We start from the raw sequence: 21,502 nt of genomic DNA, 5'->3' as shown, positions 1-21,502 counted from the left end.
CATAATTGCAATAATAAATTCTAAATGAATAGGAAATTACCATGATGTTAACCAAATCACTTTTAAGTGTCACTGTCGTAGCCGTATTACTTTCTGGCTGTGAAATGAATAACACGGGTAAAGGCGCCGCTATTGGTGCCGCAGCAGGAGGGATTTTAGGTAAGGCGACAGGTAACCACAAAGATAAACGTATTTTTATTGGTGCAGCTATTGGTGCGCTAGCGGGGGCAGCTGTAGGTGATTACATGGATAAACAAGAAGCTGCTTTTCGTGATGAACTAGCAGGTTCGGGAGTTGAAGTGGTACGTGAAGGTGATAACTTACGCTTAGTGATGCCCTCTAATATTACGTTTGCGACTGATCAATCTTATATTTCATCGGGCTTTCATGACACTCTAAATGCGATAGCAAGTGTAATGAATAAATACGAAAAAACCTACTTAAGTGTTGAAGGCCACACCGACAGCACGGGCAAAGATAGTTACAACATGACTCTTTCAGAGCAGCGAGCACAAAGTGTAAAAAATTACTTGGTAAACCAACAAATTATGGCTGCACGAGTAAGTACGAGCGGCTTTGGTGAATCACGCCCAATTGCCACTAACGATACCGCGAATGGTCGCGCGCAAAACCGCCGCGTCGAAATTCAAATAGTGCCTAATACACAAGGTTAATAGCTAAAACCGCGCAAATGCGTGGTTTTGTATATTTTAATGGCACTTTTGCCTGCGTTAGCTGTCACAAATAGTTCTTCGATAAGGACATATTTATGGCAGCGTGGCGCACGGCAATTATTTTATCAATATGTTTACACGGATTAGTTTTGCTTTTTGTTGCCACATTAAAAGCACCTGACATAAAACCACCGCAATCAACCCCAATTAAAGCTTATATGGTAAGTGTGCCAGCTAAAATTAAAGCAACACAACAAGTCCCTCAACAACGCGCTCATACAAATAAAAATACAGAGATTAAATCTATTGAGCTTATTAATGCAACCCAATCAAAACCACTAAATATTAATTATAAAAAAACAGAGAAAACGACTAAGCCGCTAAATACCATCACGAAAAATACTCAGCCTGTAATTTTAAAGCCTTATAAAAAGATCGATTTAAACAAAGGACTCAACAGTATTTTACAGCAACAAACTGGCTATTCTGATACTGCAAAGAGTGACCTTCAGAAAAAGCGTATTACAGTTTCAAAAGAGCATGCAGGCAAGGTAAAGCCACTATTAAAAATAGAGCAGCAAAATATGCAATTTACCACTTATCGACGAGGTGATAGCTGTTTTAGAAAGGTATCCGTTGGTGCAGGGGTTATGCCAAAAAATGACTTGCCCGAAAGTTACATAGCTGGTGTAAAGTGCGATAAAACTAAGCTAACTGAGGCTTACGATACCGCAATGAATAAATGGCTTAAAAAGAAGTAGCAACTAAAATGCAATCAATCTAAATTAAACTGTAATTCACATAGTTTTTGATACAAAGGGTTACTTGCCATTAATTGCTGATGAGTGCCTGTAGCTTTTATTTCGCCATTCTCCATTACCACAATCATATCGGCATGTTTTACCGTGGCCAGTCTATGGGCAATAATCAGCGTTGTTCTATTTTGCATTAAGTGTTCAAGTGCGGCCTGAACATGATGCTCGCTTTGCGCATCAAGCGCGCTGGTAGCCTCATCAAGTAGCAGTATTTCTGGGTCTTTTAAAATGGCGCGAGCAAGAACAATACGCTGCTTTTGCCCACCCGATAGCCTTACACCTTGTTCACCTAAGAAGCTGTTATAGCCTTGTGGTAACTGTTTTATAAATTCATCAGCATGGGCATGTTTAGCGGCTGCATAAACTTGCTCGTCACTGGCGCTTGGGTTGCCATAGCGAATATTATGCATAACATCAGAGCTAAATAAAATCGGGTTTTGTGCCACCATCCCCATTTTGTTGCGTAAGGTGTTTAACGACAACTGTTTAATATTTATATTATGAAACTTAATCGCTCCGCTAGCAGGGTCATAAAAACGCTGTAACAGTTCAAACAAGGTGGTTTTACCGGCACCTGAAGGGCCAACAATAGCCACAGTTTTACCTGTTTCAATATTTAAGCTGATATTATTTAATGCGCTTACATCTGGGCGAGAAGGGTAATTAAAGCTAATACCTTCAAGTGAAATTGCACTGTTGCTGGTAGTTGTATGCAACTGATCATCTTGTGGGATTTCGGGATTTTGTATTTTACTTTCAACCGCAAGCAACTCGAGCAATCTTGCTGCAGCTCCTGCGGCGCGTTGTAATTCACCGTAAACCTCTGCAACGGTGGCAACCGACATGGCCACCATAATGGCATAAAATACAAATGCGCCAAGTTCACCGCCCGTCATAGTGCCTGCGAGCACATCACTACCGCCTACCCAGAGCATGGCACTAATAGCGCTAAAGGTAAGAAAAATAACTGCTGCAATTAAAAACGAACGTTGTTTAATGCGGCTTTTGGCAACGTTAAAGGCCTTTTCAGTTTCATTAGCAAAAGCAGATTGCTCTTGCTGTTCATGGCTATAACTCTGTACCACTTTTATATTTTGAATGATCTCACCCGCGTAGGTGCTGATATCTGCAATCGCATCTTGGCTGGAGCTTGCTAGTTTGCGTACTTTTTTTCCAAAAACCAACATAGGCACCAGTACTAAAGGGACGCAGGCCACAACGACCAAGGTAAGCTTTAAATTAGTAACAAGCAGCATAATTAAGCCACCGACTAACATTAGCGCGCTTCGCAGCGCCATAGAAAATGATGAGCCGATAATAGATTGTAATAAGGTAGTGTCGGTGGTGAGTCGCGACATCAGCTCGCCGCTGCGATTTTCTTCAAAGTAACTCGGGTGTAAAGTAACAATACGATTGAATACAGCTTTTCGAATGTCATTACTGACTCGCTCGCCAATCCACGACATTAAATAAAATCGGCTGAATGTACCCACTGCCAATAAACTGATCAGGCCAATTAATACCAAAACAGCTTGTTGTAACTGCGCTTGCGAGCCGGCAATAAAGCCATGGTCAATCACAAACTTAACGCCTTGGCCTAGCGATAAGTTAACCCCTGCGGTGGCAAGTAATGCAACTAGAGCCCCTAAAACTACCCACTTATAGGGCTTAATAAAATTAAATATGGGGAATAAAGCGCTAAAAGCGGCTTTATCTGAAGCAGGCTTGTCTGTAGGCATAGTAGATTCTTATTGATGATTAAGGTATAGATATGGCATCAATAGATTAAAAATCAATAGTATTAAAAATCATCAATAGGGAAAAATTATGACAACTAAACAGATAACCGGCGAGTTTACCGTTACATTAGCGCCTATAGAAGGGTATGCACATGGACAGCAAGGCATTAATTTAGGTCGGATGTCGATTGATAAACAATTTACTGGCAGCTTAACGGCAACTAGCCAAGGCGAAATGCTTAGCGCCATGACTCCCACCCAAGGCAGCGCTGGTTATGTTGCAATAGAGCAAGTGATAGGCGAGCTTGAGAGCAAGAAAGGCAGTTTTGTACTGCAGCATTTTGGGCTGATGGACAAAGGCCAAGACAGCTTAATTTTAAAAGTGGTGCCCGACTCAGGCACTGATGAGCTCGCAGGATTAACAGGCAGTATGGCGATACGCATAGAGCAAGGTATTCATCATTATGATTTTGAATACAGCCTATAAAGCAGGTATTTATAATGCAAAAAGTAATCGAATTCAGAAAGGCCCGTTTTTTGGGTGGGGTTGATATAGTCGCACTAAATGATCGCATACTGGAATTAAACCAAGATGGCTGGAAAGTAATAAACGCAGTGCCATTGACAGGCTTTTATGGGCAAGTGCATGGTTATGCATTACTTATTGAAAATGAAGAAATATGAGGGTTACTAATGGCGTTATCATTATGGTTGAGCTTAGCACTGGTGTGCATGATGGGGGCAATGTCGCCCGGGCCCAGTTTAGCTGTGGTATTAAAGCATAGCTTAAGCGGTGGCATGAAAAATGGCATGCTGGCAGCATTAAGCCATGGTTTTGGAGTGGGCTTATATGCCGCAGCTTCACTGTTGGGATTAGGTGCATTGATGTTGCAATTTCCTACTGTGTACCAATTTTTAGTGTATTTAGGGGCAGCCTATTTAGCATATTTAGGTTTGAAAATACTATTTTCAAACCCCAACGACAGCGAGCTAAACATTCAGCAAAGCGACATGAGCAGCTCTAAGGCGTTACAAGATGGCTTTGCCATTGCATTTTTAAACCCCAAACTAGCAATTTTCTTTTTGGCGTTATTTTCACAATTTATCGACCCAGAGAACCTTACTTTAAATATTGGCGTTATTATGTGCTTAACGGTTTTTGTGATAGATACAGGCTGGTATTTATTGGTAGCCTTACTCACTGAGGTGTCTAAAAAGCGCTTTGGTTTTACTAAACAAAATATTTGGTTAGATAGGCTGTTAGGTGCGGTATTTATTGCGCTGGCAATTAAAGTGGTTATTGGATTGTAACTATCAAGGTGGTTGAATTGTGTACAACTTGTAATTAATGTAACTTAAAAATACTATAATTTAAAAGTAATAAAACTATGTCTAATATAACTTTAAAAAGTGCCACTTTTGATAACAAGGTAAAACAGTACTGGATGTGCTTAGCTGCAATATTTAGCCTTTTTCCAGTTGTAACTATTATACTTTTACCCGTTGTATTACTTTTAGTGTGGCTAGTCGCAAGTAGAGTATTAGCCGCTATGTCGGCCGATTTACTAGAGCGCAAGCTAGTGGTTAAACGCGGTATTTTATTTAAAGAAGAAAAATCGATTCCACTAGAAAAAATCACTGATGTCGGGTTGAGTCAGGGGCCGCTAATGCGCATGTTTGGCTTATACCGTTTAAGTTTTGAAACAGCAGGACAGTCGGGACATGGTGCGTTGGTATCGTTACTTGGGGTAGTTGGTGCCAGTGAATTTCGTGAAGCCATTTTAACGCAAAAAGATAACCTCACTGCAGAACAACCCGTTCAAGCAAAACAAGACGAGCCACCAAGCCAAGTCGAACTGATTCGCTCATTGACCTACAGTGTAAAAAATATCGAGCAAATGTTAGTTACTTTATTGGATGAGAAAAAGTAACCAACAGCTCTCTTTGAAAATAGGTTATTTTTATTAAACCAATCTAAGGAAGTTATGAGCCTTAGATTGGTTTTCTCGTGTTTAGAGTAATTTACCCTTGTATTTCAGGCTGACCTGCTAGCATACGTAATTCTTTGCTGCGCTCGGTTTGCATTTCGTAAGAGGTTGTTTTTATGCTGCTTACATAATTCCACTTAGCGCTTGCTTGTTCTTGAGTGAAGGTAACTGTTAGATAACCTCGGTCAGCCAAATTGCTATAAGCCAAGTCGTTTACAAGTAAAGCAAGAACTTGCTCCATTTGAACTGTAACTTCAGGGCCCTGTGTATTTAGTGCTAAGTATTTTTCAAGACCTGGCGAAGACACTGAAGAGGTGGCAAACTCAACTCCCGCATTTTGTGATGCGGCTATTGGATTGCTCGCATCAGTTTTTAATTGCCCAGCCCAACCATTGTGAGTATCGCCGGCTAACACCACTAAGTTTTTTTGTGCAGCAATAGCTGTACCAAGCAGTACCTCACGCTCATAGGCGTAGCCGTCCCAGGCATCTAAATTGTAAGGTGCGGTGGTATCAACACGCGCACGCTCTGCATCAGTTACTGTTGGATCACCAGCTAGAATACGGCCTTTAATTTGTGCCAGCTCAGCAAATAATGCTGATGCTTGAGCAAGCAGGGCGCCAGTGTCAGCACCATTTGCTTGGCTTACTTGTAGGCTCACTAAAAGCTGTAGTACTTCAAACGGCAGGTGCATCTTGGTCATTAACACTTGTTGGCCAAGTACTTGCCATTTTGAGTTTGAGGTTGTCATACCATCGGTGAGCCAGGTTAGTTGTTCACTACCCAGTAATGCGCGTGTGGGCGAACTAACAGCACTAACAAAATCGCTTTGCCCTTGTGCGCTAGTTAAATCAAAATCAGCATAGTTGAGTTGTTCATCACGAGCGAGCACACGGGTATCTAGCATGTATAGCGACACTAAATTACCAAATTCAAAACGGCGATAAATACGTTCTTTATCGGCTACATTACGTATAGGCATCCATTCAAAGTAGGCTTGTAGGGCATGTAGTTTACGCGCGCTAAATTCACCTTCACCGTCATTATGGTTTTCTGCACCTTCACGCCAAGTATCATTAGTAACCTCATGGTCGTCCCATACTGTTATAAAGGCGCAATTGCTGTGAGCTGCTTGTAAATTGCCATCGGTGCGGTAGTGGGCATAGCGTTTACGATAGTCAGTTAAGCTAATAATTTCATTGCTGTTATCTTCAGGTAGTAAGCGACCTAAGCTAGTTGCGTCTTCAGTAGCGTAGCCATTATTTCCATATTCGTATATGTAATCGCCTAAATGGAGTACCGCATCTAAGTCAGGTTGCTTTGCTATTTCACCATAAACATGAAAAAAGCCAGCAGGGTAATTAGCGCACGACACAACTGCCAGCTTTACTTGATCAATATTGCCTGTTGGTAATGTTTTACCTGAGCCAATAGGAGAGGTTTTACCATTTGATTTAAAGCGGTAGTAATACGTTGTGTTGGGATCAAGGCCTTGTAAGTCAATTTTGAGAGTAAAGTCTGTGGCTGCACTTATATAGGCTTCACCATCGTGACTAATAGAGGTGAAATTTTCATCTGTCGCAGCTTGCCATTGCACTTTAATACGGCTGGTTGCTGGATCTTTTGGTGTAACACGAGTCCATAAAATTAAGCTATCTGCTAGTGGGTCGCCACTAGCAACGCCATGGTTAAAACTAACGTCAATAAAATTATCATCTTCATCATCAAACCGACAACCCGTTAACCCTAACGATAAGACTGCGACCCCAAATCCTGCTGCCGAGGCTTTTAAAAAAGTTCTTCGTGTAAGCGTCATTGCTTTGTACCTATAAAGTATAAAAAGCAAATCGTACCACATTAAGGTTACTTTTTTGTTAAAAAAATTAGAATGTATTCAACACTTTCGTTGCATCACAGGTGATAACTGTCACATTTCTGTAACCTACTCGAGTCAGTGCCTCAGCACTTAATGTTGCACGCGCGCCACTAGCGCAATGTAAATAAATAGGACGGGCTGCGTCTTTTTCTATTTCCATAAGTTTCATTTCAAGTAACCCGCGTGGAATGTTAATTGCGCCAGTAGCTGCTTTGGTGGCATGTTCAGCGGGTTCACGCACATCAATCAGTAAGCCTTTATTTTGCTCAAGTTCTTTCTTTGCTTGTTCGGCATCAATACGGCGCTGATTAGGAGTAATTATTTTTAGTAAATCGGGAATGGGTGTAAGCATGGTGTTTATTCCTTAAAGCCAAGTTTGCGTAATAAAGTGATCATTGGGCACCAGCTAGTAAAAGCTGATTGAATTAAATTTACTGCGATAAAAGCTGTAAAGTAAATCCACTTAGGATCGTGATAAGTTTGCAATAAAAGCGACACAATAATCATTATGCCAGCGATTAGTCTGAGTGCATTGTTTAGTTTCATTATAGTAGGCCAGTTATTTAATTCAGTACAGCTACTATATTAGATATATCTATATTAGTAAAATCTAATATTAGACTTTTCTAACCTAACGTCTTATACTCAGGCTCTATTTTAGAATAAGAGCATAGTATGAATATTGACTTTACTGCCATGGCCGGCAATGTAGAACAAGCTGAGCAGCTATTAAAAATTTTAGCCAATAAAAATCGCTTAATGATTTTATGTTCTTTGCAAGATTCAGAAATGAGCGTATCTCAGCTTAATGAAGCCGTGCCATTAGCGCAGTCTGCGTTATCTCAGCATTTAGCAGCGCTGCGTAAAGCAAATATTGTGGCTACGCGCCGCGAGAGCCAAACAATTTATTATCGTGTCATTGATGAAAATGCGGTCGTTTTGCTTGGTACCTTGTATGGGTTATTTTGTAAGGGCTAAGTGCAATGAGCTTAATAGACAATGCGGTAAAAAGTAGTTTAAGTGGTCGCATTCCGATTGTTATTTTTGTGATGTCTTTGTTACTTGGGGTACTTGCACTAAATCAGACACCTCGAGAAGAAGAGCCACAAATTACTGTGCCCATGCTCGATATTTATGTATCTGCACCTAACGTTGAGGCGCCTGAAGTCGCTAGGTTAGTAACTCAACCGCTCGAAAAGTTACTGGCCCAGTTGGTGGGAGTTGAGCATATTTACTCAACCACACAAACTAACAGTACAGTGGTTACGCTGCGTTTTGAAGTAGGGCACAACCGCGAACAAGCTATTTTAGATACCTACGCAAAACTAAATAGTTATCAGCATACAATGGCATCGGTGATCAAAAGTTGGCAAATTCGCCCAATAGAAGTAGATGACGTACCTATTGTGATGTTAGGCCTCTACAGTAAAGACCCGCAACTCTATGGTGATTATGAACTAACCCGTTTTGCTAACGAAATTGCTAATAGTTTACAACGCATTGAGCATACCAGTGAAGTTAAAGTAATTTCGGGGCGTACACGTACTCTTACCATCAATTTAAATGCCAGCGCACTGGCTGCCCATCAAACCACGGTAAACGATGTTTTTTACGCATTAAATGTATCAAACCAACTCACCCAAGTGGGAAATGTGGTTGATAATCAGCAGCAAATTGCTATTCAGGCAGGTGATGTACTAAGAACACAATCAGCGGTAGAGCAATTAGTTGTTAATGTGGTTAATGGTAAAAGTGTTTACTTGATGGACATTGCAACAGTAAGCGATGGCCCTGGTGAAACTGAGCATTACCAATGGTTAGCGCAATCTACTGATCAGCAGCAGTTGCCCATGGTTACTTTAAGCGTAGCCAAGCAAACAGGGACTAATGCGGTTGCTGTCGCTAATGATGTTCATACCATGATGAATGAACTTGCAAATACCTTATTACCACCAGAAGTTAGCTATACAGTACTCAGAGATTATGGCCAAACTGCGAATGAAAAAGTAAATAACCTCACATCAAGTTTAGTGTTTGCAGTGTTTACTGTGGTGATATTTGTTGGCGTGTTTTTAGGTTGGCGTCCTGCCGTGGTGGTTGGGCTGGCGGTTCCTATTTGTTATGGCATTACACTCTCATTAGATTTTGCATTTGGTTACACCATTAACCGGGTGACCTTATTTGCGCTTATTTTATCATTAGGCTTACTGGTAGACGACCCAATCACGGGTATTGATAATATTAGTCGCTTTATAAATAACAAAGGCGATAAAAAACAGCATGTTGTTGGCGCAATGAGCGAAATTCGAAATGCCTTGCTTATGTCGACACTCACTATAATGGTGGCGTTTATTCCACTGGCGTTTATTACCGGCATGATGGGGCCATACATGGCACCTATGGCGTTCAACGTGCCCATTAGTGTGATGGTATCTACTTTGGTAGCCTTTTTTGTCACCCCATGGTTGGCAATGAAATTGCTTAAACCGAACACCCTAGAACAACCTGAGCTTGAGCCTAAAGCGGGTTTATACCAAAGATTACTTAGTCCACTACTTGCCTCTAAAGGGAGAGCTAAATGGGTGCTATGGATAACGTTAGGATTGTTTATTATTAGTGCCATTTTACCCGTGATGCGCTTGGTACCATTAAAACTCCTGCCCTTTGATAACAAAAATGAGCTGCAAGTACTTATAGATATGCCAGAGGGTACTAATCTAGAGAGCACAGCTGCTTTTACTAAGCAAATTCAAACCCTCACGTGGCAGTTAAATGAAGTAAGTGAAATAGCCGCATATATTGGGCAGCCCTCCAGCATGGATTTTAATGGCATGGTGCGTGGTTATTATCGCCGTGAAGCTGCTAACTTAGCAGAGCTCAGAGTATTGCTGGTGGATAAATCAGCACGAGATCATCAATCACATGGGGTGGTTATGCGGTTACGCGAACAACTTGCTCCTTTAGCAAAAAATGGCATTGTTATTAAAGTGGTTGAGGTACCACCTGGGCCACCGGTGGTGAGCACTTTAGTCGCTGAAGTGTATCGTGATGCCTTTGTTGATAAGCATACCCATAGGCAGGCTGCTCAACATGTTGCAGCACGTTTACGCCAAGAGCCTCATGTTGTTGAGGTTGATACCTCTTTGGTTGCTCCTGCGCCATTACAGCGCTTTATTACAGATAAATCCAAAGCTGCGCTCAGTGCTATTACTACCCAAAATATTGCACAAACACTCAGTATTGCTTCGCAGGGGCAACAGGTTGGAGTGTTGTACGTAAGCGATGAAACTCAGCCAGTCTCTATACAATTACAATTGCCTTATAGCGAACGTAATCAGCTTTCACAATTACTTGCGCTGCAAGTAAGAGGGGATAGGGACTTAGCTAAAACCAGTAATGAGTTAGGTATAACAAGTGCACCAAGGCCTTTAGTATCGCTTTCAGAGCTGGGAGAGTTTAAACCATTAAACGTGGCCGACACACTAATGCGTAAAGATCAGCGTGACGTTATTTATGTGATGGCGGAACTAAATGGACGCACGCCTGCAGAGATTATTACGGATGTAAATGCCGATTTAAACGCAAGTGATCATGGGTTTGAAAAAAGCGTGTGGTTAACACGGCACTTTTTTAATAATGGCGGAACCGCGCCATGGCAATTACCGCAAGGAACTGATGTTAACTTTAGTGGTGAAGGTGAGTGGCGTATCACCATTGATGTGTTCAGGGATATGGGCATTGCTTTTGCCTTTGCGCTCAGTGCTATATTTATTATTTTACGCATTCAAACTCAATCTGTTAGTTTGTCGCTGATTATTATGTCGGCCATTCCATTAACAGTGATTGGTATTATGCCTGGATTTTGGTTACTCAATCAATTTGGTGAACGCACCATAGCAGGGGCTCCTGAGCCGGTATTATTTACCGCTACTGCGATGATAGGCATGATTGCCTTAGCAGGTATTGTAGTACGTAATTCACTTATTTTAGTCGAATTTATTAACCAAGCACGCGCTCAGGGGGTGGCAATAAAAGAGGCACTTATTGCTGCAGGGTCGGTACGAATGCGCCCAGTATTATTAACCGCCGGAACTACTTTATTAGGTAACTTAGTGATCACACTTGACCCAGTATTTAGCGGATTAGCCATAGCAATTATTTTTGGCATCGTGGCGTCTACCGTGTTTTCGTTATTTGTTGTACCGCTTGTTTATTATTTAGTGTTTACAAACCCAGAGGAAGAAGCACATGCAGGGTAAATCAAAAGTTTTAGGCGCAATCAGTGCATTGGTTGTGGTTATTGTAGCAGTGCTATACATGGCCGGTAGCTTTAGTGATAAACAGCCTGCAGGGTTAAAAGAGATTTCAGTTACTCAATATCAAGGTGAGGTGGTCACTGTTGAGCTGCAAACTATTTCGCTAACAGAGTATGTACCAGGGAGTGTAATTGCGAAACAAAACACCCAAATTTCGTCAAATGTAATGGCACAAGTAAAGCAATTTAAAGTGCGCGCCGGTGATAAGGTTAGCAAAGGTGACTTATTAATCACCCTAAAGCAAGATGACTTTAAAGCGATGCTGGCACAAAGTGAGGCAAATATTAATGCGGTGCAAGCCTCATTAAACCAAGCTAAAAAGCAACTTACTAGAGTAACTGAGTTACAGGCAAAAGGGTTAGTACCCGTGAGTGAGCTTGATGATGCTAAAGCAAAATTTGATAACTTAACTGCCAATTTAGCTGGAGCAAAGCAGCAGCAAACTCAGGCGCAGGTATCACTTAACTACACGCAAATTAAAGCCCCTATATCTGGTGTCGTTGTTGAACGTTTAGCTGAACCTGGCGATACAGCCACACCTGGTATACCGTTGTTAACGCTTTATAATCCAAAGCAACTTCAACTTGCTTTTAATGTACGAGAGCAACAAGCAGTAAAGCTTAAGTTAGGCGATCGTTTAAACGTGAGTTTACCTTCGCTCAACCTAACAACGGTTGCAAATATCAGTGAAATTGTACCAGTCGTTGATAACGCTGCACGTAGCTTACTGATCCGGCTAGAAATTGAGCCACAGTCAGGAATGATCCCTGGGTTATATGCACAATTGCATTTACCGTTTGAAAACACCCAAGGTGTGCTTGTTAACCCTAATTGGATACATGACTTTGGACAGCTCAGTATGATGTATGTCATTAACGCTGACAAAATTGAGCGTCGTTTTGTGCGCTTAGGTGAGCAGATTGATAATCAGCAACATATTATTACGGGCCTTAAAGCTGGCGATAAAATAGCAGTGGATTATCAACCAATAACTGAATAACCAGAGTTCAGGTTAAATAAAAGTGGCTATTTCATCCAGCGACTTTTTATCAAGTGCATGCAGTGGTACCGTTGCATGCTCATCGGGGTAGCCTGCAATTAATAGCATGTAAGGGCGCTCGTTATCTTTGTCGCGACCACAAATATCGGTTAAAAAGCTCATTGGTTTTGGCGTGTGGGTCAAGGTTGCAAGGCCTGCTCGGTGTAGTGCTTGAATTAAAAAGCCAGTGGCCAGCCCTACTGATTCATGCACATAGTAATTTGTGTTTTTATCGTCCGTATTTACACCTCCCTTTTTTTGACTAAACACTGCAATCAACCATGGTGCGTGCTCTAAATAGGGTTTATTAGCATCGGTGCCTAATGGTTTTAATGCATCAAGCCATTCTTCGCCTGCGCGACCTTCATAAAATGAGCGTTCTAATTTCTCGGCTGCTTCACGAATTTGCTTTTTAACATCTGCGCTATTAATGGCCACAAAATGCCAAGGCTGGTGGTTTGCGCCACTAGGTGCTGTACCTGCCGCTTTTATACAGGTTTCGATTATTTCTTTTGGCACCTGGCGGTTACTAAAGCTGCGAATACTATGGCGGCGTTGGCTAGTTTGTAAAAACTCATTCGCTCGCTCGAGCATTTCCTCTGGCGGGTATTCTATAAAATCGGTTAATGGTTGGCTTTTGTGATCTTGCATGGCTGTTCGCTTCTTATTTTTAGAGTGTTTGGTTTTTATACCGATAGGCTCATTTCTAAGCAAGTGTTATTAAGCTTATTCAATCATAAAAATAAACTGGCAGTAAAAAAATTTTAGCAAAAACAAATTTGAGTAGCAGTAAGATCTCAATGAAACGAGAAAGGGCCTTGCGGCCCTTAGTGTTGCAGCAAGTAACACATTTTTTATAGGTTAAAGTCTACAGCGTAGGCTACATAGGCTTTTACATCAGAGCCGTCCATGTCGTTATCTGATAGACCAAAAGTAAAACCGTCTTTAGACACCGATACACCATAATCAATGATATTGTCATCACCGATGAAATCGCCTGAGTAATGACCTATATGTAGCGCCATTTCTGTGCCATTGCTACCAACAGCGAAGCTGTAATCGGCATTTAAATACAATGAATCACCAAAATCAGTACCGTCACCATTGGCAGCAGAAGTTGCAAGTACGGCTGCACCAAATGTAAAACCTTGCACACTAATGCTACCGTAAACTTCAGAAAAATCTGCATCGGCACCTGATGCCGCATCTGGGTACGCGTAATAAATATAACCTACGTCATAACTCACGCTTTCATTGATTGCGCCGCCAAAACCTGCGTATATGTCTAGCTCGTAGGTCATTTCATCGGCCCAAGACGCATTTGACGCCCAAGTACCCGCATAAAAGCCAGATTCATTAGCGTAATCAATACCGCCAGATACAGCTGCATCGCCCCCAGTTTGCTCTTGTCCGCGCCATAAGTAGTTAGAAGTGGCTGCTGCATTTGCTGTTACTTCAGCACATGCAGTAGTTGATGTCATTCCTGTTAATGCCAATGCACTGATCAATATTGTTTTTTGTAGTTTTAGCATGTCTTATTTCCCATTGTATGATTTTGCACGCCAAGGCTTTTTATTATGAATGACTACAACCTTTTGTTTGGCGGCATTTTATTATGTTACTAATGGGGTATTTGCACTGTGTGTGCCAAATTAAACTTATTTGTTTATAAATTATTTTTATTATTTAAAACAATGTATTGAAAATAATATGAGGTAGGTATACAAAAGTGATTATTTTAAAGGTTCACTTTGCTGGTGCAAAAAGTAGCCTAGCTGCACCATCAAAGCGCTGCTAGGCCATTTGGGTTTGCTTGTTGATTAATTAACCAAATATGGTATGCATTAGGGTAATTGTTTCGTTTACGCCACGACCTTTCTGTACTTCGCTAATAATGGAGTCACGTTTAGCACGAATATGTTCTGGGATATCATCAGCAGCAAGAGCGCGGTCCACTAAAATCTCAGCAGATTCTTTACCTCGGCGTGGCGCTTTACTGCTGCTAGAAGTGCTACGTGTAGGTTTATTAAGTAGCTTAATGTAGTTAGAGTTATCAGCAGTGTTAGTATCTGCATAGTAAAAAAAGCAAGGTATAAGCGCTTTAATATCTACTAATTGGGTTTCTAGTTCATTACCAGCGTTGGCCATTTTAAACCATGACATAGCGTGAATACTTTGTACTACATCTTGCCAATAACGCTCAAAGTCGCGGTTATTTAATTTGGTGATACCTAAAGCTGAGCAAAGTGCATCTAAGCGGCTATTGCTTATTGGTGTAAATACATCAGGGCGGCGCATTGCTAATAAGCGGGTGGCAGGTGCCAGTGTTGGTTTTTCATCACTACCATTAAATGCACTCAAGTAAGCAACTACAAATTGCTGATAATCAGTTTGGGCTACATCACCCTCAAGTGGAATGTTGCTAAGCGCGTCGTCGAAGGCACCTGGCAGGTCAGCCAGCATCTGGTGAAAACCTTTGGCGCTTTTGGTAGAGGCAAACCATTCTACATCAAAATTATAAGTACTCGGATCGAGTGATGCCATATGCTTACCGCTAAAAGCGAGTAAGTCTTCAGGGATCATATCTTTTAACGATTTTTCACGTAGGCCTGCAATATAAGTAGTTAAACGTAACTGCTCATCAAGTGCCACCAGTTCTTTATGTTGCTCTACAAACATACTCACTACTGGCCAAGGCGCTACCCGTAATGTTTTTAATTGTAAAAAGCTAATGGCTGAAATAAGTTGGTCATGCAGCTTTTTTAATAATGGTAATTGTGGGGTTTCGAGTAAGTCATAATTAATGCGGTCGCGGCTTGCGCTTAATAGCTCGTAACACCAACCTAAAAAGTCTTCTGGATGGTTTTCCACTTTCACAGCCATCAGGTTTAGGCTTAGCTCTGAAGATTGCTTCAGAATGTTTTGGTAAATTTGACTTTCTTGCTCGCCTAATGCCATTTTTGACGGTGAAATTAGCAGTTTCTTCATGCCTTGTAGACTCTCCGGTTAGATATACTTTTTAGTCGCTTTATTTTAGCTTATTTAGGCTAAATACAACAGGGGCGCGCATCATACCGAACAATTAAAGGAATGTAATCAGAAGCGTGAATCTTTAAGTTTATTAAAGTGAGTCTTCAAAACCTAATTTAGAAAGAGGATAGCTATGGTTAATACATTTTTATTTGTTTAACAATGCTTTTCGCGCTAACTCTCGCTATGATAAGAGCATTATTTGCACGTTTGAAAGGATGATCATGAAGACCTTATTTAAAATTATTGGTGTCATATTATTGCTATGTATAGCGTTAATTGTTGCTGCACCATTTTTAATTCCTACTGATACTATTTTTAATAAAGTGTCTGAGCAGGTAGAAAAAACAACTGGGCGCACATTAACGATAAAGGGAGATAAAACCCTCAGTGTATTTCCTGCATTAAAGCTGGAGCTTAATGATGTGCATTTTGCCAATATGCCCAGTGGCTCTCGCGCTGATATGGCAAGTATGCAGCAACTTGCCGTTCATATTCCCTGGCTTTCATTACTCGGTGGCGAGTTAAAGCTAGAAAAGTTTGTCATTAATGAACCTGATATTTTGCTAGAAACCGATAAAAGCGGTAAAGCTAACTGGCAGTTATTTGATGCAGTGGCTAAACAGCCAGAGCAGCAAACTCAATCGGGTGAGGCAGTCAAACTACCTGAAAACTTTGATATTCAATTAGGTGAAGTCGCTATTTATGGCGGGTCGTTTACATATTTAGATGGTCAAACGGGTGCTAAACAACAAATTAGCGATTTAGAACTGGCTATATTACTGCCTTCACTGCGCAAACAGCTCGAAGTAACCGGTGCTATTACTTATATGCAAGAGCGATTTGAGCTTGATGTAAAACTTGATACTCCAGCAAAAGCGATTGAAGGCGCCACATTTAATGTAAAGCAAAAACTTAACTCACGTTTAGTAGATTTAACGTTTGATGGCAGCATAGCCAAACAAGGCCAAGATATTAATGGATTATTAGCACTTAACGGTGATTCAGTTAAAAATATTGCTAACTGGCAAGGGGTTGACTTAAACGCTAAAGACAATGCGTTTAATGCCTTTAGTATCAATGCCCAAATGCACCTGCTCGGTGAAGAGTTTAACCTAACTGAATTAGTTGCAACGCTCGATGCACTCGAGATTAAAGGTAAAAGTAAGGTGAATCTAGGCAGTCGTTTAGCGGTTAATGCTGATATTGACTTAGGCATGCTTGATTTAAATCCTTACTTACCTGAAACCGTAGCTAAAAAAGAAGTCCCAGCAAAAGACGACTCTAAGCCTGCAGAGCCAATAGTGTGGGATGATACTAAAATTGATTTAAGTGGCTTAAGTGCATTAGATGCAAATATGATTGTTCGTTCAAGCGGTTTAAAAGCTAACGACATTAAACTCGGCGCTAACCAGTTCACTGTAGCACTTAAAAATAGCATTGCTAAATTAAGCTTAGATAGCTTTGCCGCTTATGAAGGAACAGGTACAGGGGGGGTTACTATCAATGCCCAAAATACCCCTTATAAAATAGCGACCAACTTCGACTTAGATAAAATAGAGGCACAGCCCTTACTTACTGATGCTGCCGGTTTTGATAAATTAATGGGTAAAGGCTCTTTAAACTGGAATTTAACTACAGTAGGGCAAAGCCAAAAAACGTTTATTAACGCGCTCAATGGTGAGCTGGGGTTCAAATTCGCGGATGGTGCAGTTAAGGGAGCAAACGTAGCGGAAATGGTGCGTAAGGGTAAAGAGCTAGTTAAAGGCAACTTTAATGCCGTGTCTGAGGGATTAGATACAGGATTTGAGGAATCTGAGAAAACAGATTTCTCTGCACTTTCTGGTAGTTTTAACTTTACCAATGGCGTAGGCAAAAATACTGATTTATCGTTGATCAGCCCTTTAATACGTATTTCAGGTGAAGGAGATGTTGATTTACCGCAAACTCTGGTTAATTACCGCCTAGTAACAGGTTTAGTTGATTCTATTGAAGGTCAGGGTACTACCGATGATAGCACTGGCTTTAAAATTCCTCTGAGAATAAAAGGCCCATTTCATGATGTTGGCATAAAATTAGATATAGGCAGTGCGGTTAAAGATGAAGCAAAAGAAAAAGCTAAAGATAAAATTAAAGACAAATTAAAAGGTTTGTTTGGCTAATTTTAATTACTGATATAAAACAAGGCATCGCTGAGATGCCTTGTTTGTTTTATAACCACCTGTAATTTAGATAAATAGCATAAAAAACCAGTTTCTAATTTAGCGTCCGCATTAAATTAATTAAAAAATAACCTACCACTCCCCTCTCAATGCTGATACAATTGCCCGCCCTTAAGAGACATCTAGTATGTTTTTTGAGTGGAATTCAATCGAAATGTCTTGATTTTAAACAAATTTAAGACAAGTTGTAATTACTACACCGGAGGTCATTAACATGATCCAAATGCAAACTCAGCTGGAAGTTGCTGATAACAGCGGCGCTCGCAAAGTGCAGTGTATAAAAGTCCTTGGTGGTTCACACCGTCGCTATGCAGCGATTGGCGATATCATTAAAGTTTCTGTAAAAGAAGCGATTCCTCGCGGTAAAGTGAAGAAAGGTGATGTTAAAAACGCGGTAGTTGTGCGTACCAAAAAAGGCGTTCGTCGTCCAGACGGTTCATTGATCCGTTTCGACAGCAATGCGGCTGTTATCTTAAATGATAACTTGCAGCCTATTGGTACTCGTATTTTCGGCCCTGTGACTCGCGAACTTCGTAATGAAAAGTTCATGAAAATCGTTTCACTAGCCCCAGAAGTACTGTAAGGAGTCTATCATGGCAGCAAAAATCCGTCGTGATGACGAAGTAATCGTACTAGCAGGTAAAGACAAAGGTAAGCGCGGCAAAGTGCTTTCAGTTGTAACCGAGTCTGGTCGAGTATTTGTCGAAGGCATTAACTTAATCAAGAAACATCAAAAGCCGGTTCCACAGTTGAACCAAGCTGGCGGTATTGTTGAGAAAGAAGCGTCTATCGACGTATCAAACGTTGCGATCTACAACTCGGAAACGAGCAAAGCAGATCGTGTAGGTTTCAAGATTGAAGATGGTAAGAAATTACGTATCTTTAAATCTACTGGTAAAACTATCTAATAGTTGGAGTAGAATGATGGCGAAACTGCATGAAGTATATAAAGACAAAGTAGTTGCTGAACTTCAAGAGAAGTTTGGTTTCAGCTCTGTCATGCAAGTCCCTCAGATCGAAAAGATCACATTAAACATGGGTGTGGGCGAAGCCTTAGCTGACAAGAAGATTTTAGATAACGCTGTTGCGGATCTAGAAGCTATCTCTGGTCAGAAACCTTTAATCACTAAAGCACGCAAATCTGTTGCTGGCTTCAAAGTGCGTGAAGGTTACCCGATTGGTTGTAAAGTAACCCTACGCGGCGAGCGTATGTGGGACTTTTTTGAGCGTTTGGTTTCAATCGCTATCCCACGTATCCGTGACTTCCGTGGTGTAAGTGCTAAGTCTTTTGATGGACGTGGTAACTACAGCATGGGCGTACGTGAACAAATCATCTTCCCAGAAATTGATTATGATAAAGTAGACCGTGTACGCGGTATGGATATCACAATCACTACATCTGCGAAATCAGATGAGGAAGGCCGTGCGTTGTTAGAAGCGTTTAACTTCCCATTCAAGAAATAAGGGTAGGGTTATGGCAAAGAATTCTATGAAAGCGCGCGAAGCAAAGCGCACTAAACTAGTTGCTCAGTACGCTGAAAAGCGTGCAGCACTAAAAGCTATCATCAGTGATGTTAATACATCTGAAGATGATCGTTGGGACGCGGTACTTAAGCTACAAGCTTTACCTCGTGATTCTAGCCCTGCACGTCAACGTAATCGTTGTAACATTACGGGCCGCCCACATGGTTTCCTTCGCAAATTCGGCATGAGCCGTATTAAAGTTCGCGAAGCAGCTATGCGCGGTGAAATTCCTGGCCTTAAAAAGGCTAGCTGGTAATAGAATCATGGGAGTAAGACTATGAGCTTGCAAGATCCTATCGCGGATTTATTTACACGAATCCGTAACGGTCAGTCAGCGAAGAAAGTATCTGTAACGATGCCTAATTCGAAACTGAAAGTAGCAGTAGCTAATGTATTAAAAAATGAAGGTTACATCGCAGACTTCGCAGTAAGTGGTGATGTTAAACCTGAGCTTTCTATCGAGTTAAAGTACTTCGAAGGCAAAGCTGTTATTGAAAATATCCAGCGTGTAAGTCGCCCTGGTCTACGTATCTATAAGAGACGTGACGAATTACCGAAGGTAATGGGTGGTTTAGGTATCGCTATCGTATCAACTTCTAAAGGCCTAATGACAGACCGCGCAGCACGTAGTGCAGGCGTTGGTGGTGAAATCATTGGTTTTGTAGCTTAATCGGAGGGGAACTATGTCTCGCATAGCAAAGGCACCAATAAACGTTCCTGCCGGTGTAGAAGTTACATTAAAAGGCCAGGAAATCACAGTTAAAGGCAAAAACGGTGAACTTACTCGTACTATCAACAATGCTGTTGAAGTACAAGTTAACGACAACGTTATTACAACTTTACCTCGTGAAGGCGTAGCCAATGCATGGGCACAAGCAGGTACTGCTCGCGCTCTAATCAACAACATGGTTGTTGGTACGCATGAAGGTTACGAGAAGAAACTTCAGTTAGTAGGTGTTGGTTACCGTGCTGCAGCTAAGGGCAAAGTTTTAGACTTAACTCTTGGTTTCTCGCACCCAGTTAATTTCGCAGTTCCTGAAGGAATTACGATTGAAACTCCAAGCCAAACAGAAGTTCTAGTTAAGGGCGTAGACAAGCAGTTAGTTGGTCAAACAGCTGCTAACATTCGTGCATACCGTAAACCTGAGCCTTATAAAGGTAAAGGTGTTCGTTATTCAGATGAGAATGTACGCCGTAAAGAGGCTAAGAAGAAGTAAGGTAAGACGATGGATAAAAAAACAGCTCGTCTACGTCGTGCTAAACGCACTCGTAGAAATTATATTGAACAAGGCACAACGCGTCTTGTTATCCACCGCACGCCACGTCACATTTACGCTCAAGTTGTAAACGCTGAGGGTAATGTACTGGCTGCTGCTTCTACTGTTGAGAAAGCTATTAGCGAAACAGTTAAAGGCACAGGCAACGTTGCAGCTGCACAAGCAGTTGGTAAAGCGGTTGCTGAACGTGCGGCTGACAAAGGCATCGAAAAGATTGCTTTTGATCGCAGTGGCTTTAAATATCACGGCCGTGTGAAGGCGCTAGCTGATGCTGCGCGTGAAGCCGGTTTGCAATTCTAGGAGTAGACAATGGCTAACGTAGAAGCAAAGCAACAACAGCCTGATTTAGCTGAAAAGCTAATCGCGGTGAACCGTGTGTCTAAAGTAGTTAAAGGTGGTCGTATCTTTAGCTTTACTGCACTAACTGTAGTTGGTGATGGCGCAGGTAAAGTAGGTTTCGGTTATGGTAAAGCACGTGAAGTTCCAGCTGCTATTCAAAAAGCAATGGAAAAAGCACGTCGTAACATGATCAACGTAGACCTAAATGGCAACACATTACAGCATCCTGTTAAAGGACGTCATGCTGGCTCACAAGTGTTTATGAAACCAGCATCTGAAGGTACTGGTATCATTGCAGGTGGTGCTATGCGTGCAGTACTTGAAGTGACTGGTGTGCAGAACGTACTTTCTAAATGTTACGGTTCTACTAACCCGATCAACGTTGTACGTGCAACGATCTCAGCTCTTGAGAACATGAATTCTCCTCAGTCGATCGCTGCAAAACGTGGTCTTCGAGTAGATGAGATTTTGGGGTAAACCATGGCTAATAAAACTGTAAAAGTAACACAAGTAAAAAGCTCTATCGGTCGTTTACCGAAGCATAAAGCTACATTACGCGGTCTTGGTTTACGTCGTATCAATCACACTGTTGAGTTAGAAGACACAGCATGTGTGCGTGGTATGATCAACCAGGTTTATTACATGGTTAAGGTAGAGGGGTAA

The 21,502-nt window shown here is 41.4% G+C and carries 26 protein-coding genes; 19 read left to right on the top strand and 7 right to left on the bottom strand.

The genetic code is table 11. The annotated features are described in order from the left end of the window. The first annotated feature begins 41 nt into the window (after positions 1 to 41). Together AC0VZ5_RS14840 and AC0VZ5_RS14835 are read left to right on the top strand one after the other, a co-directional pair. Positions 42 to 674, top strand: a complete 633-nt coding sequence (locus tag AC0VZ5_RS14840; protein WP_010392457.1) for a YiaD family glycine zipper/OmpA-like lipoprotein — start codon at positions 42 to 44, stop codon at positions 672 to 674. Positions 675 to 769: 95 nt separating this feature from the next. Further along, the gene (locus AC0VZ5_RS14835; protein WP_475473460.1) at positions 770 to 1,435 is read left to right on the top strand and encodes a hypothetical protein; all 666 of its coding nucleotides are present in this window, start codon (positions 770 to 772) and stop codon (positions 1,433 to 1,435) included. Between the two features lie 14 nt (positions 1,436 to 1,449). Here the strand turns inward: AC0VZ5_RS14835 and AC0VZ5_RS14830 are convergent, their stop codons facing one another. Continuing rightward, entirely contained in the window at positions 1,450 to 3,228 is a 1,779-nt protein-coding gene (locus tag AC0VZ5_RS14830) for an ABC transporter transmembrane domain-containing protein (RefSeq protein ID WP_290167473.1), read from the bottom strand. Positions 3,229 to 3,316: 88 nt separating this feature from the next. Here AC0VZ5_RS14830 and AC0VZ5_RS14825 point away from each other — a divergent pair, with 88 nt between their 5' ends. From AC0VZ5_RS14825 to AC0VZ5_RS14810, 4 genes are all read left to right on the top strand, one after another. Continuing rightward, positions 3,317 to 3,715, top strand: coding sequence for a DUF3224 domain-containing protein (locus tag AC0VZ5_RS14825; RefSeq protein ID WP_475221968.1), 399 nt, complete (start codon positions 3,317 to 3,319; stop codon positions 3,713 to 3,715). A gap of 14 nt (positions 3,716 to 3,729) precedes the next feature. Beyond that, entirely contained in the window at positions 3,730 to 3,912 is a 183-nt protein-coding gene (locus AC0VZ5_RS14820) for a hypothetical protein (protein WP_008467291.1), read from the top strand. 9 nt (positions 3,913 to 3,921) lie between these two features. Beyond that, positions 3,922 to 4,539: a LysE family translocator gene (locus AC0VZ5_RS14815; RefSeq protein WP_475473457.1), complete on the top strand. Its 618-nt coding sequence runs from the start codon at positions 3,922 to 3,924 to the stop codon at positions 4,537 to 4,539. 77 nt (positions 4,540 to 4,616) lie between these two features. Then, a complete protein-coding gene (locus tag AC0VZ5_RS14810) occupies positions 4,617 to 5,159 on the top strand; it encodes a PH domain-containing protein (protein ID WP_475473456.1) in 543 nt (180 codons plus the stop codon). 91 nt (positions 5,160 to 5,250) lie between these two features. On the opposite strand, the gene AC0VZ5_RS14805 is transcribed toward AC0VZ5_RS14810, so the two are convergent. The 3 genes from AC0VZ5_RS14805 to AC0VZ5_RS14795 form a co-directional block, all read right to left on the bottom strand. Further along, positions 5,251 to 7,032 (bottom strand): alkaline phosphatase D family protein, encoded by a 1,782-nt coding sequence (locus AC0VZ5_RS14805; RefSeq protein WP_475473454.1) that lies wholly within the window; start codon positions 7,030 to 7,032, stop codon positions 5,251 to 5,253. A gap of 67 nt (positions 7,033 to 7,099) precedes the next feature. After that, positions 7,100 to 7,444, bottom strand: coding sequence for a rhodanese-like domain-containing protein (locus AC0VZ5_RS14800; protein WP_138608299.1), 345 nt, complete (start codon positions 7,442 to 7,444; stop codon positions 7,100 to 7,102). Positions 7,445 to 7,449: 5 nt separating this feature from the next. Next, a complete protein-coding gene (locus tag AC0VZ5_RS14795) occupies positions 7,450 to 7,638 on the bottom strand; it encodes a YgaP family membrane protein (protein ID WP_010392474.1) in 189 nt (62 codons plus the stop codon). A gap of 129 nt (positions 7,639 to 7,767) precedes the next feature. Here AC0VZ5_RS14795 and AC0VZ5_RS14790 point away from each other — a divergent pair, with 129 nt between their 5' ends. From AC0VZ5_RS14790 to AC0VZ5_RS14780, 3 genes are read left to right on the top strand one after another with little or no spacing between them, the layout of a single operon-like run. Then, positions 7,768 to 8,070: an ArsR/SmtB family transcription factor gene (locus AC0VZ5_RS14790; protein ID WP_010392476.1), complete on the top strand. Its 303-nt coding sequence runs from the start codon at positions 7,768 to 7,770 to the stop codon at positions 8,068 to 8,070. 5 nt (positions 8,071 to 8,075) lie between these two features. Continuing rightward, positions 8,076 to 11,351 (top strand): efflux RND transporter permease subunit, encoded by a 3,276-nt coding sequence (locus AC0VZ5_RS14785; protein ID WP_475473451.1) that lies wholly within the window; start codon positions 8,076 to 8,078, stop codon positions 11,349 to 11,351. After that, positions 11,341 to 12,408 (top strand): efflux RND transporter periplasmic adaptor subunit, encoded by a 1,068-nt coding sequence (locus AC0VZ5_RS14780; RefSeq protein WP_475473450.1) that lies wholly within the window; start codon positions 11,341 to 11,343, stop codon positions 12,406 to 12,408. The genes AC0VZ5_RS14785 and AC0VZ5_RS14780 overlap by 11 nt, the downstream gene beginning before the upstream one ends. 12 nt (positions 12,409 to 12,420) lie before the next feature. On the opposite strand, the gene AC0VZ5_RS14775 is transcribed toward AC0VZ5_RS14780, so the two are convergent. The 3 genes from AC0VZ5_RS14775 to AC0VZ5_RS14765 all read right to left on the bottom strand — a co-directional run bounded on the left by AC0VZ5_RS14775 (position 12,421) and on the right by AC0VZ5_RS14765 (position 15,435). After that, positions 12,421 to 13,098 carry a nitroreductase family protein gene (locus AC0VZ5_RS14775; RefSeq protein WP_138608294.1) on the bottom strand — a complete coding sequence of 226 codons (678 nt, stop codon included), beginning with the start codon at positions 13,096 to 13,098 and terminating at the stop codon, positions 12,421 to 12,423. Between the two features lie 203 nt (positions 13,099 to 13,301). Further along, a complete protein-coding gene (locus AC0VZ5_RS14770; protein ID WP_475473448.1) occupies positions 13,302 to 13,979 on the bottom strand; it encodes a TorF family putative porin in 678 nt (225 codons plus the stop codon). A gap of 292 nt (positions 13,980 to 14,271) precedes the next feature. Next, the gene (locus AC0VZ5_RS14765) at positions 14,272 to 15,435 is read right to left on the bottom strand and encodes a hypothetical protein (protein ID WP_475473446.1); all 1,164 of its coding nucleotides are present in this window, start codon (positions 15,433 to 15,435) and stop codon (positions 14,272 to 14,274) included. A gap of 266 nt (positions 15,436 to 15,701) precedes the next feature. Here AC0VZ5_RS14765 and AC0VZ5_RS14760 point away from each other — a divergent pair, with 266 nt between their 5' ends. From AC0VZ5_RS14760 to rpmD, 10 genes are all read left to right on the top strand, one after another. Beyond that, entirely contained in the window at positions 15,702 to 17,639 is a 1,938-nt protein-coding gene (locus tag AC0VZ5_RS14760) for an AsmA family protein (protein ID WP_475473444.1), read from the top strand. 274 nt (positions 17,640 to 17,913) lie between these two features. Then, positions 17,914 to 18,282, top strand: a complete 369-nt coding sequence (rplN, locus tag AC0VZ5_RS14755) for a 50S ribosomal protein L14 (protein ID WP_008115397.1) — start codon at positions 17,914 to 17,916, stop codon at positions 18,280 to 18,282. A gap of 10 nt (positions 18,283 to 18,292) precedes the next feature. Further along, entirely contained in the window at positions 18,293 to 18,607 is a 315-nt protein-coding gene (gene rplX / locus AC0VZ5_RS14750; RefSeq protein WP_004589210.1) for a 50S ribosomal protein L24, read from the top strand. A gap of 16 nt (positions 18,608 to 18,623) precedes the next feature. Further along, positions 18,624 to 19,163, top strand: coding sequence for a 50S ribosomal protein L5 (gene rplE / locus AC0VZ5_RS14745; protein WP_010392500.1), 540 nt, complete (start codon positions 18,624 to 18,626; stop codon positions 19,161 to 19,163). Between the two features lie 10 nt (positions 19,164 to 19,173). After that, positions 19,174 to 19,479: a 30S ribosomal protein S14 gene (rpsN, locus tag AC0VZ5_RS14740; RefSeq protein ID WP_006794245.1), complete on the top strand. Its 306-nt coding sequence runs from the start codon at positions 19,174 to 19,176 to the stop codon at positions 19,477 to 19,479. A 21-nt stretch (positions 19,480 to 19,500) separates the two neighbouring features. Beyond that, the gene (gene rpsH / locus AC0VZ5_RS14735) at positions 19,501 to 19,893 is read left to right on the top strand and encodes a 30S ribosomal protein S8 (RefSeq protein WP_008115392.1); all 393 of its coding nucleotides are present in this window, start codon (positions 19,501 to 19,503) and stop codon (positions 19,891 to 19,893) included. 13 nt (positions 19,894 to 19,906) lie between these two features. Then, complete coding sequence (gene rplF / locus AC0VZ5_RS14730; protein WP_008115390.1) at positions 19,907 to 20,440, top strand: 50S ribosomal protein L6; 534 nt, start codon at positions 19,907 to 19,909, stop codon at positions 20,438 to 20,440. A 9-nt stretch (positions 20,441 to 20,449) separates the two neighbouring features. Continuing rightward, entirely contained in the window at positions 20,450 to 20,800 is a 351-nt protein-coding gene (gene rplR / locus AC0VZ5_RS14725; protein ID WP_008115388.1) for a 50S ribosomal protein L18, read from the top strand. A gap of 9 nt (positions 20,801 to 20,809) precedes the next feature. Beyond that, a complete protein-coding gene (gene rpsE, locus AC0VZ5_RS14720; RefSeq protein ID WP_008115387.1) occupies positions 20,810 to 21,316 on the top strand; it encodes a 30S ribosomal protein S5 in 507 nt (168 codons plus the stop codon). 3 nt (positions 21,317 to 21,319) lie between these two features. Next, positions 21,320 to 21,502, top strand: coding sequence for a 50S ribosomal protein L30 (gene rpmD, locus AC0VZ5_RS14715; protein ID WP_008115384.1), 183 nt, complete (start codon positions 21,320 to 21,322; stop codon positions 21,500 to 21,502).

The organism is Pseudoalteromonas sp. QJM3NY_12 (genome assembly GCF_056173165.1).
Note: the sequence above shows the minus strand (reverse complement) of the source record. Positions and strands in the feature narration are given on the sequence as shown.

Excerpts from the sequence above, each read along its gene's own strand:
- AC0VZ5_RS14840 (WP_010392457.1), top strand. The coding sequence starts at position 42 with ATGATGTTAACCAAATCACTTTTAAGTGTCACTGTCGTAGCCGTATTA.
- AC0VZ5_RS14835 (WP_475473460.1), top strand. The coding sequence starts at position 770 with ATGGCAGCGTGGCGCACGGCAATTATTTTATCAATATGTTTACACGGA.
- AC0VZ5_RS14830 (WP_290167473.1), bottom strand. The coding sequence starts at position 3,228 with ATGCCTACAGACAAGCCTGCTTCAGATAAAGCCGCTTTTAGCGCTTTA.
- AC0VZ5_RS14825 (WP_475221968.1), top strand. The coding sequence starts at position 3,317 with ATGACAACTAAACAGATAACCGGCGAGTTTACCGTTACATTAGCGCCT.
- AC0VZ5_RS14820 (WP_008467291.1), top strand. The coding sequence starts at position 3,730 with ATGCAAAAAGTAATCGAATTCAGAAAGGCCCGTTTTTTGGGTGGGGTT.
- AC0VZ5_RS14815 (WP_475473457.1), top strand. The coding sequence starts at position 3,922 with ATGGCGTTATCATTATGGTTGAGCTTAGCACTGGTGTGCATGATGGGG.
- AC0VZ5_RS14810 (WP_475473456.1), top strand. The coding sequence starts at position 4,617 with ATGTCTAATATAACTTTAAAAAGTGCCACTTTTGATAACAAGGTAAAA.
- AC0VZ5_RS14805 (WP_475473454.1), bottom strand. The coding sequence starts at position 7,032 with ATGACGCTTACACGAAGAACTTTTTTAAAAGCCTCGGCAGCAGGATTT.
- AC0VZ5_RS14800 (WP_138608299.1), bottom strand. The coding sequence starts at position 7,444 with ATGCTTACACCCATTCCCGATTTACTAAAAATAATTACTCCTAATCAG.
- AC0VZ5_RS14795 (WP_010392474.1), bottom strand. The coding sequence starts at position 7,638 with ATGAAACTAAACAATGCACTCAGACTAATCGCTGGCATAATGATTATT.
- AC0VZ5_RS14790 (WP_010392476.1), top strand. The coding sequence starts at position 7,768 with ATGAATATTGACTTTACTGCCATGGCCGGCAATGTAGAACAAGCTGAG.
- AC0VZ5_RS14785 (WP_475473451.1), top strand. The coding sequence starts at position 8,076 with ATGAGCTTAATAGACAATGCGGTAAAAAGTAGTTTAAGTGGTCGCATT.
- AC0VZ5_RS14780 (WP_475473450.1), top strand. The coding sequence starts at position 11,341 with ATGCAGGGTAAATCAAAAGTTTTAGGCGCAATCAGTGCATTGGTTGTG.
- AC0VZ5_RS14775 (WP_138608294.1), bottom strand. The coding sequence starts at position 13,098 with ATGCAAGATCACAAAAGCCAACCATTAACCGATTTTATAGAATACCCG.
- AC0VZ5_RS14770 (WP_475473448.1), bottom strand. The coding sequence starts at position 13,979 with ATGCTAAAACTACAAAAAACAATATTGATCAGTGCATTGGCATTAACA.
- AC0VZ5_RS14765 (WP_475473446.1), bottom strand. The coding sequence starts at position 15,435 with ATGAAGAAACTGCTAATTTCACCGTCAAAAATGGCATTAGGCGAGCAA.
- AC0VZ5_RS14760 (WP_475473444.1), top strand. The coding sequence starts at position 15,702 with ATGAAGACCTTATTTAAAATTATTGGTGTCATATTATTGCTATGTATA.
- rplN (WP_008115397.1), top strand. The coding sequence starts at position 17,914 with ATGATCCAAATGCAAACTCAGCTGGAAGTTGCTGATAACAGCGGCGCT.
- rplX (WP_004589210.1), top strand. The coding sequence starts at position 18,293 with ATGGCAGCAAAAATCCGTCGTGATGACGAAGTAATCGTACTAGCAGGT.
- rplE (WP_010392500.1), top strand. The coding sequence starts at position 18,624 with ATGGCGAAACTGCATGAAGTATATAAAGACAAAGTAGTTGCTGAACTT.
- rpsN (WP_006794245.1), top strand. The coding sequence starts at position 19,174 with ATGGCAAAGAATTCTATGAAAGCGCGCGAAGCAAAGCGCACTAAACTA.
- rpsH (WP_008115392.1), top strand. The coding sequence starts at position 19,501 with ATGAGCTTGCAAGATCCTATCGCGGATTTATTTACACGAATCCGTAAC.
- rplF (WP_008115390.1), top strand. The coding sequence starts at position 19,907 with ATGTCTCGCATAGCAAAGGCACCAATAAACGTTCCTGCCGGTGTAGAA.
- rplR (WP_008115388.1), top strand. The coding sequence starts at position 20,450 with ATGGATAAAAAAACAGCTCGTCTACGTCGTGCTAAACGCACTCGTAGA.
- rpsE (WP_008115387.1), top strand. The coding sequence starts at position 20,810 with ATGGCTAACGTAGAAGCAAAGCAACAACAGCCTGATTTAGCTGAAAAG.
- rpmD (WP_008115384.1), top strand. The coding sequence starts at position 21,320 with ATGGCTAATAAAACTGTAAAAGTAACACAAGTAAAAAGCTCTATCGGT.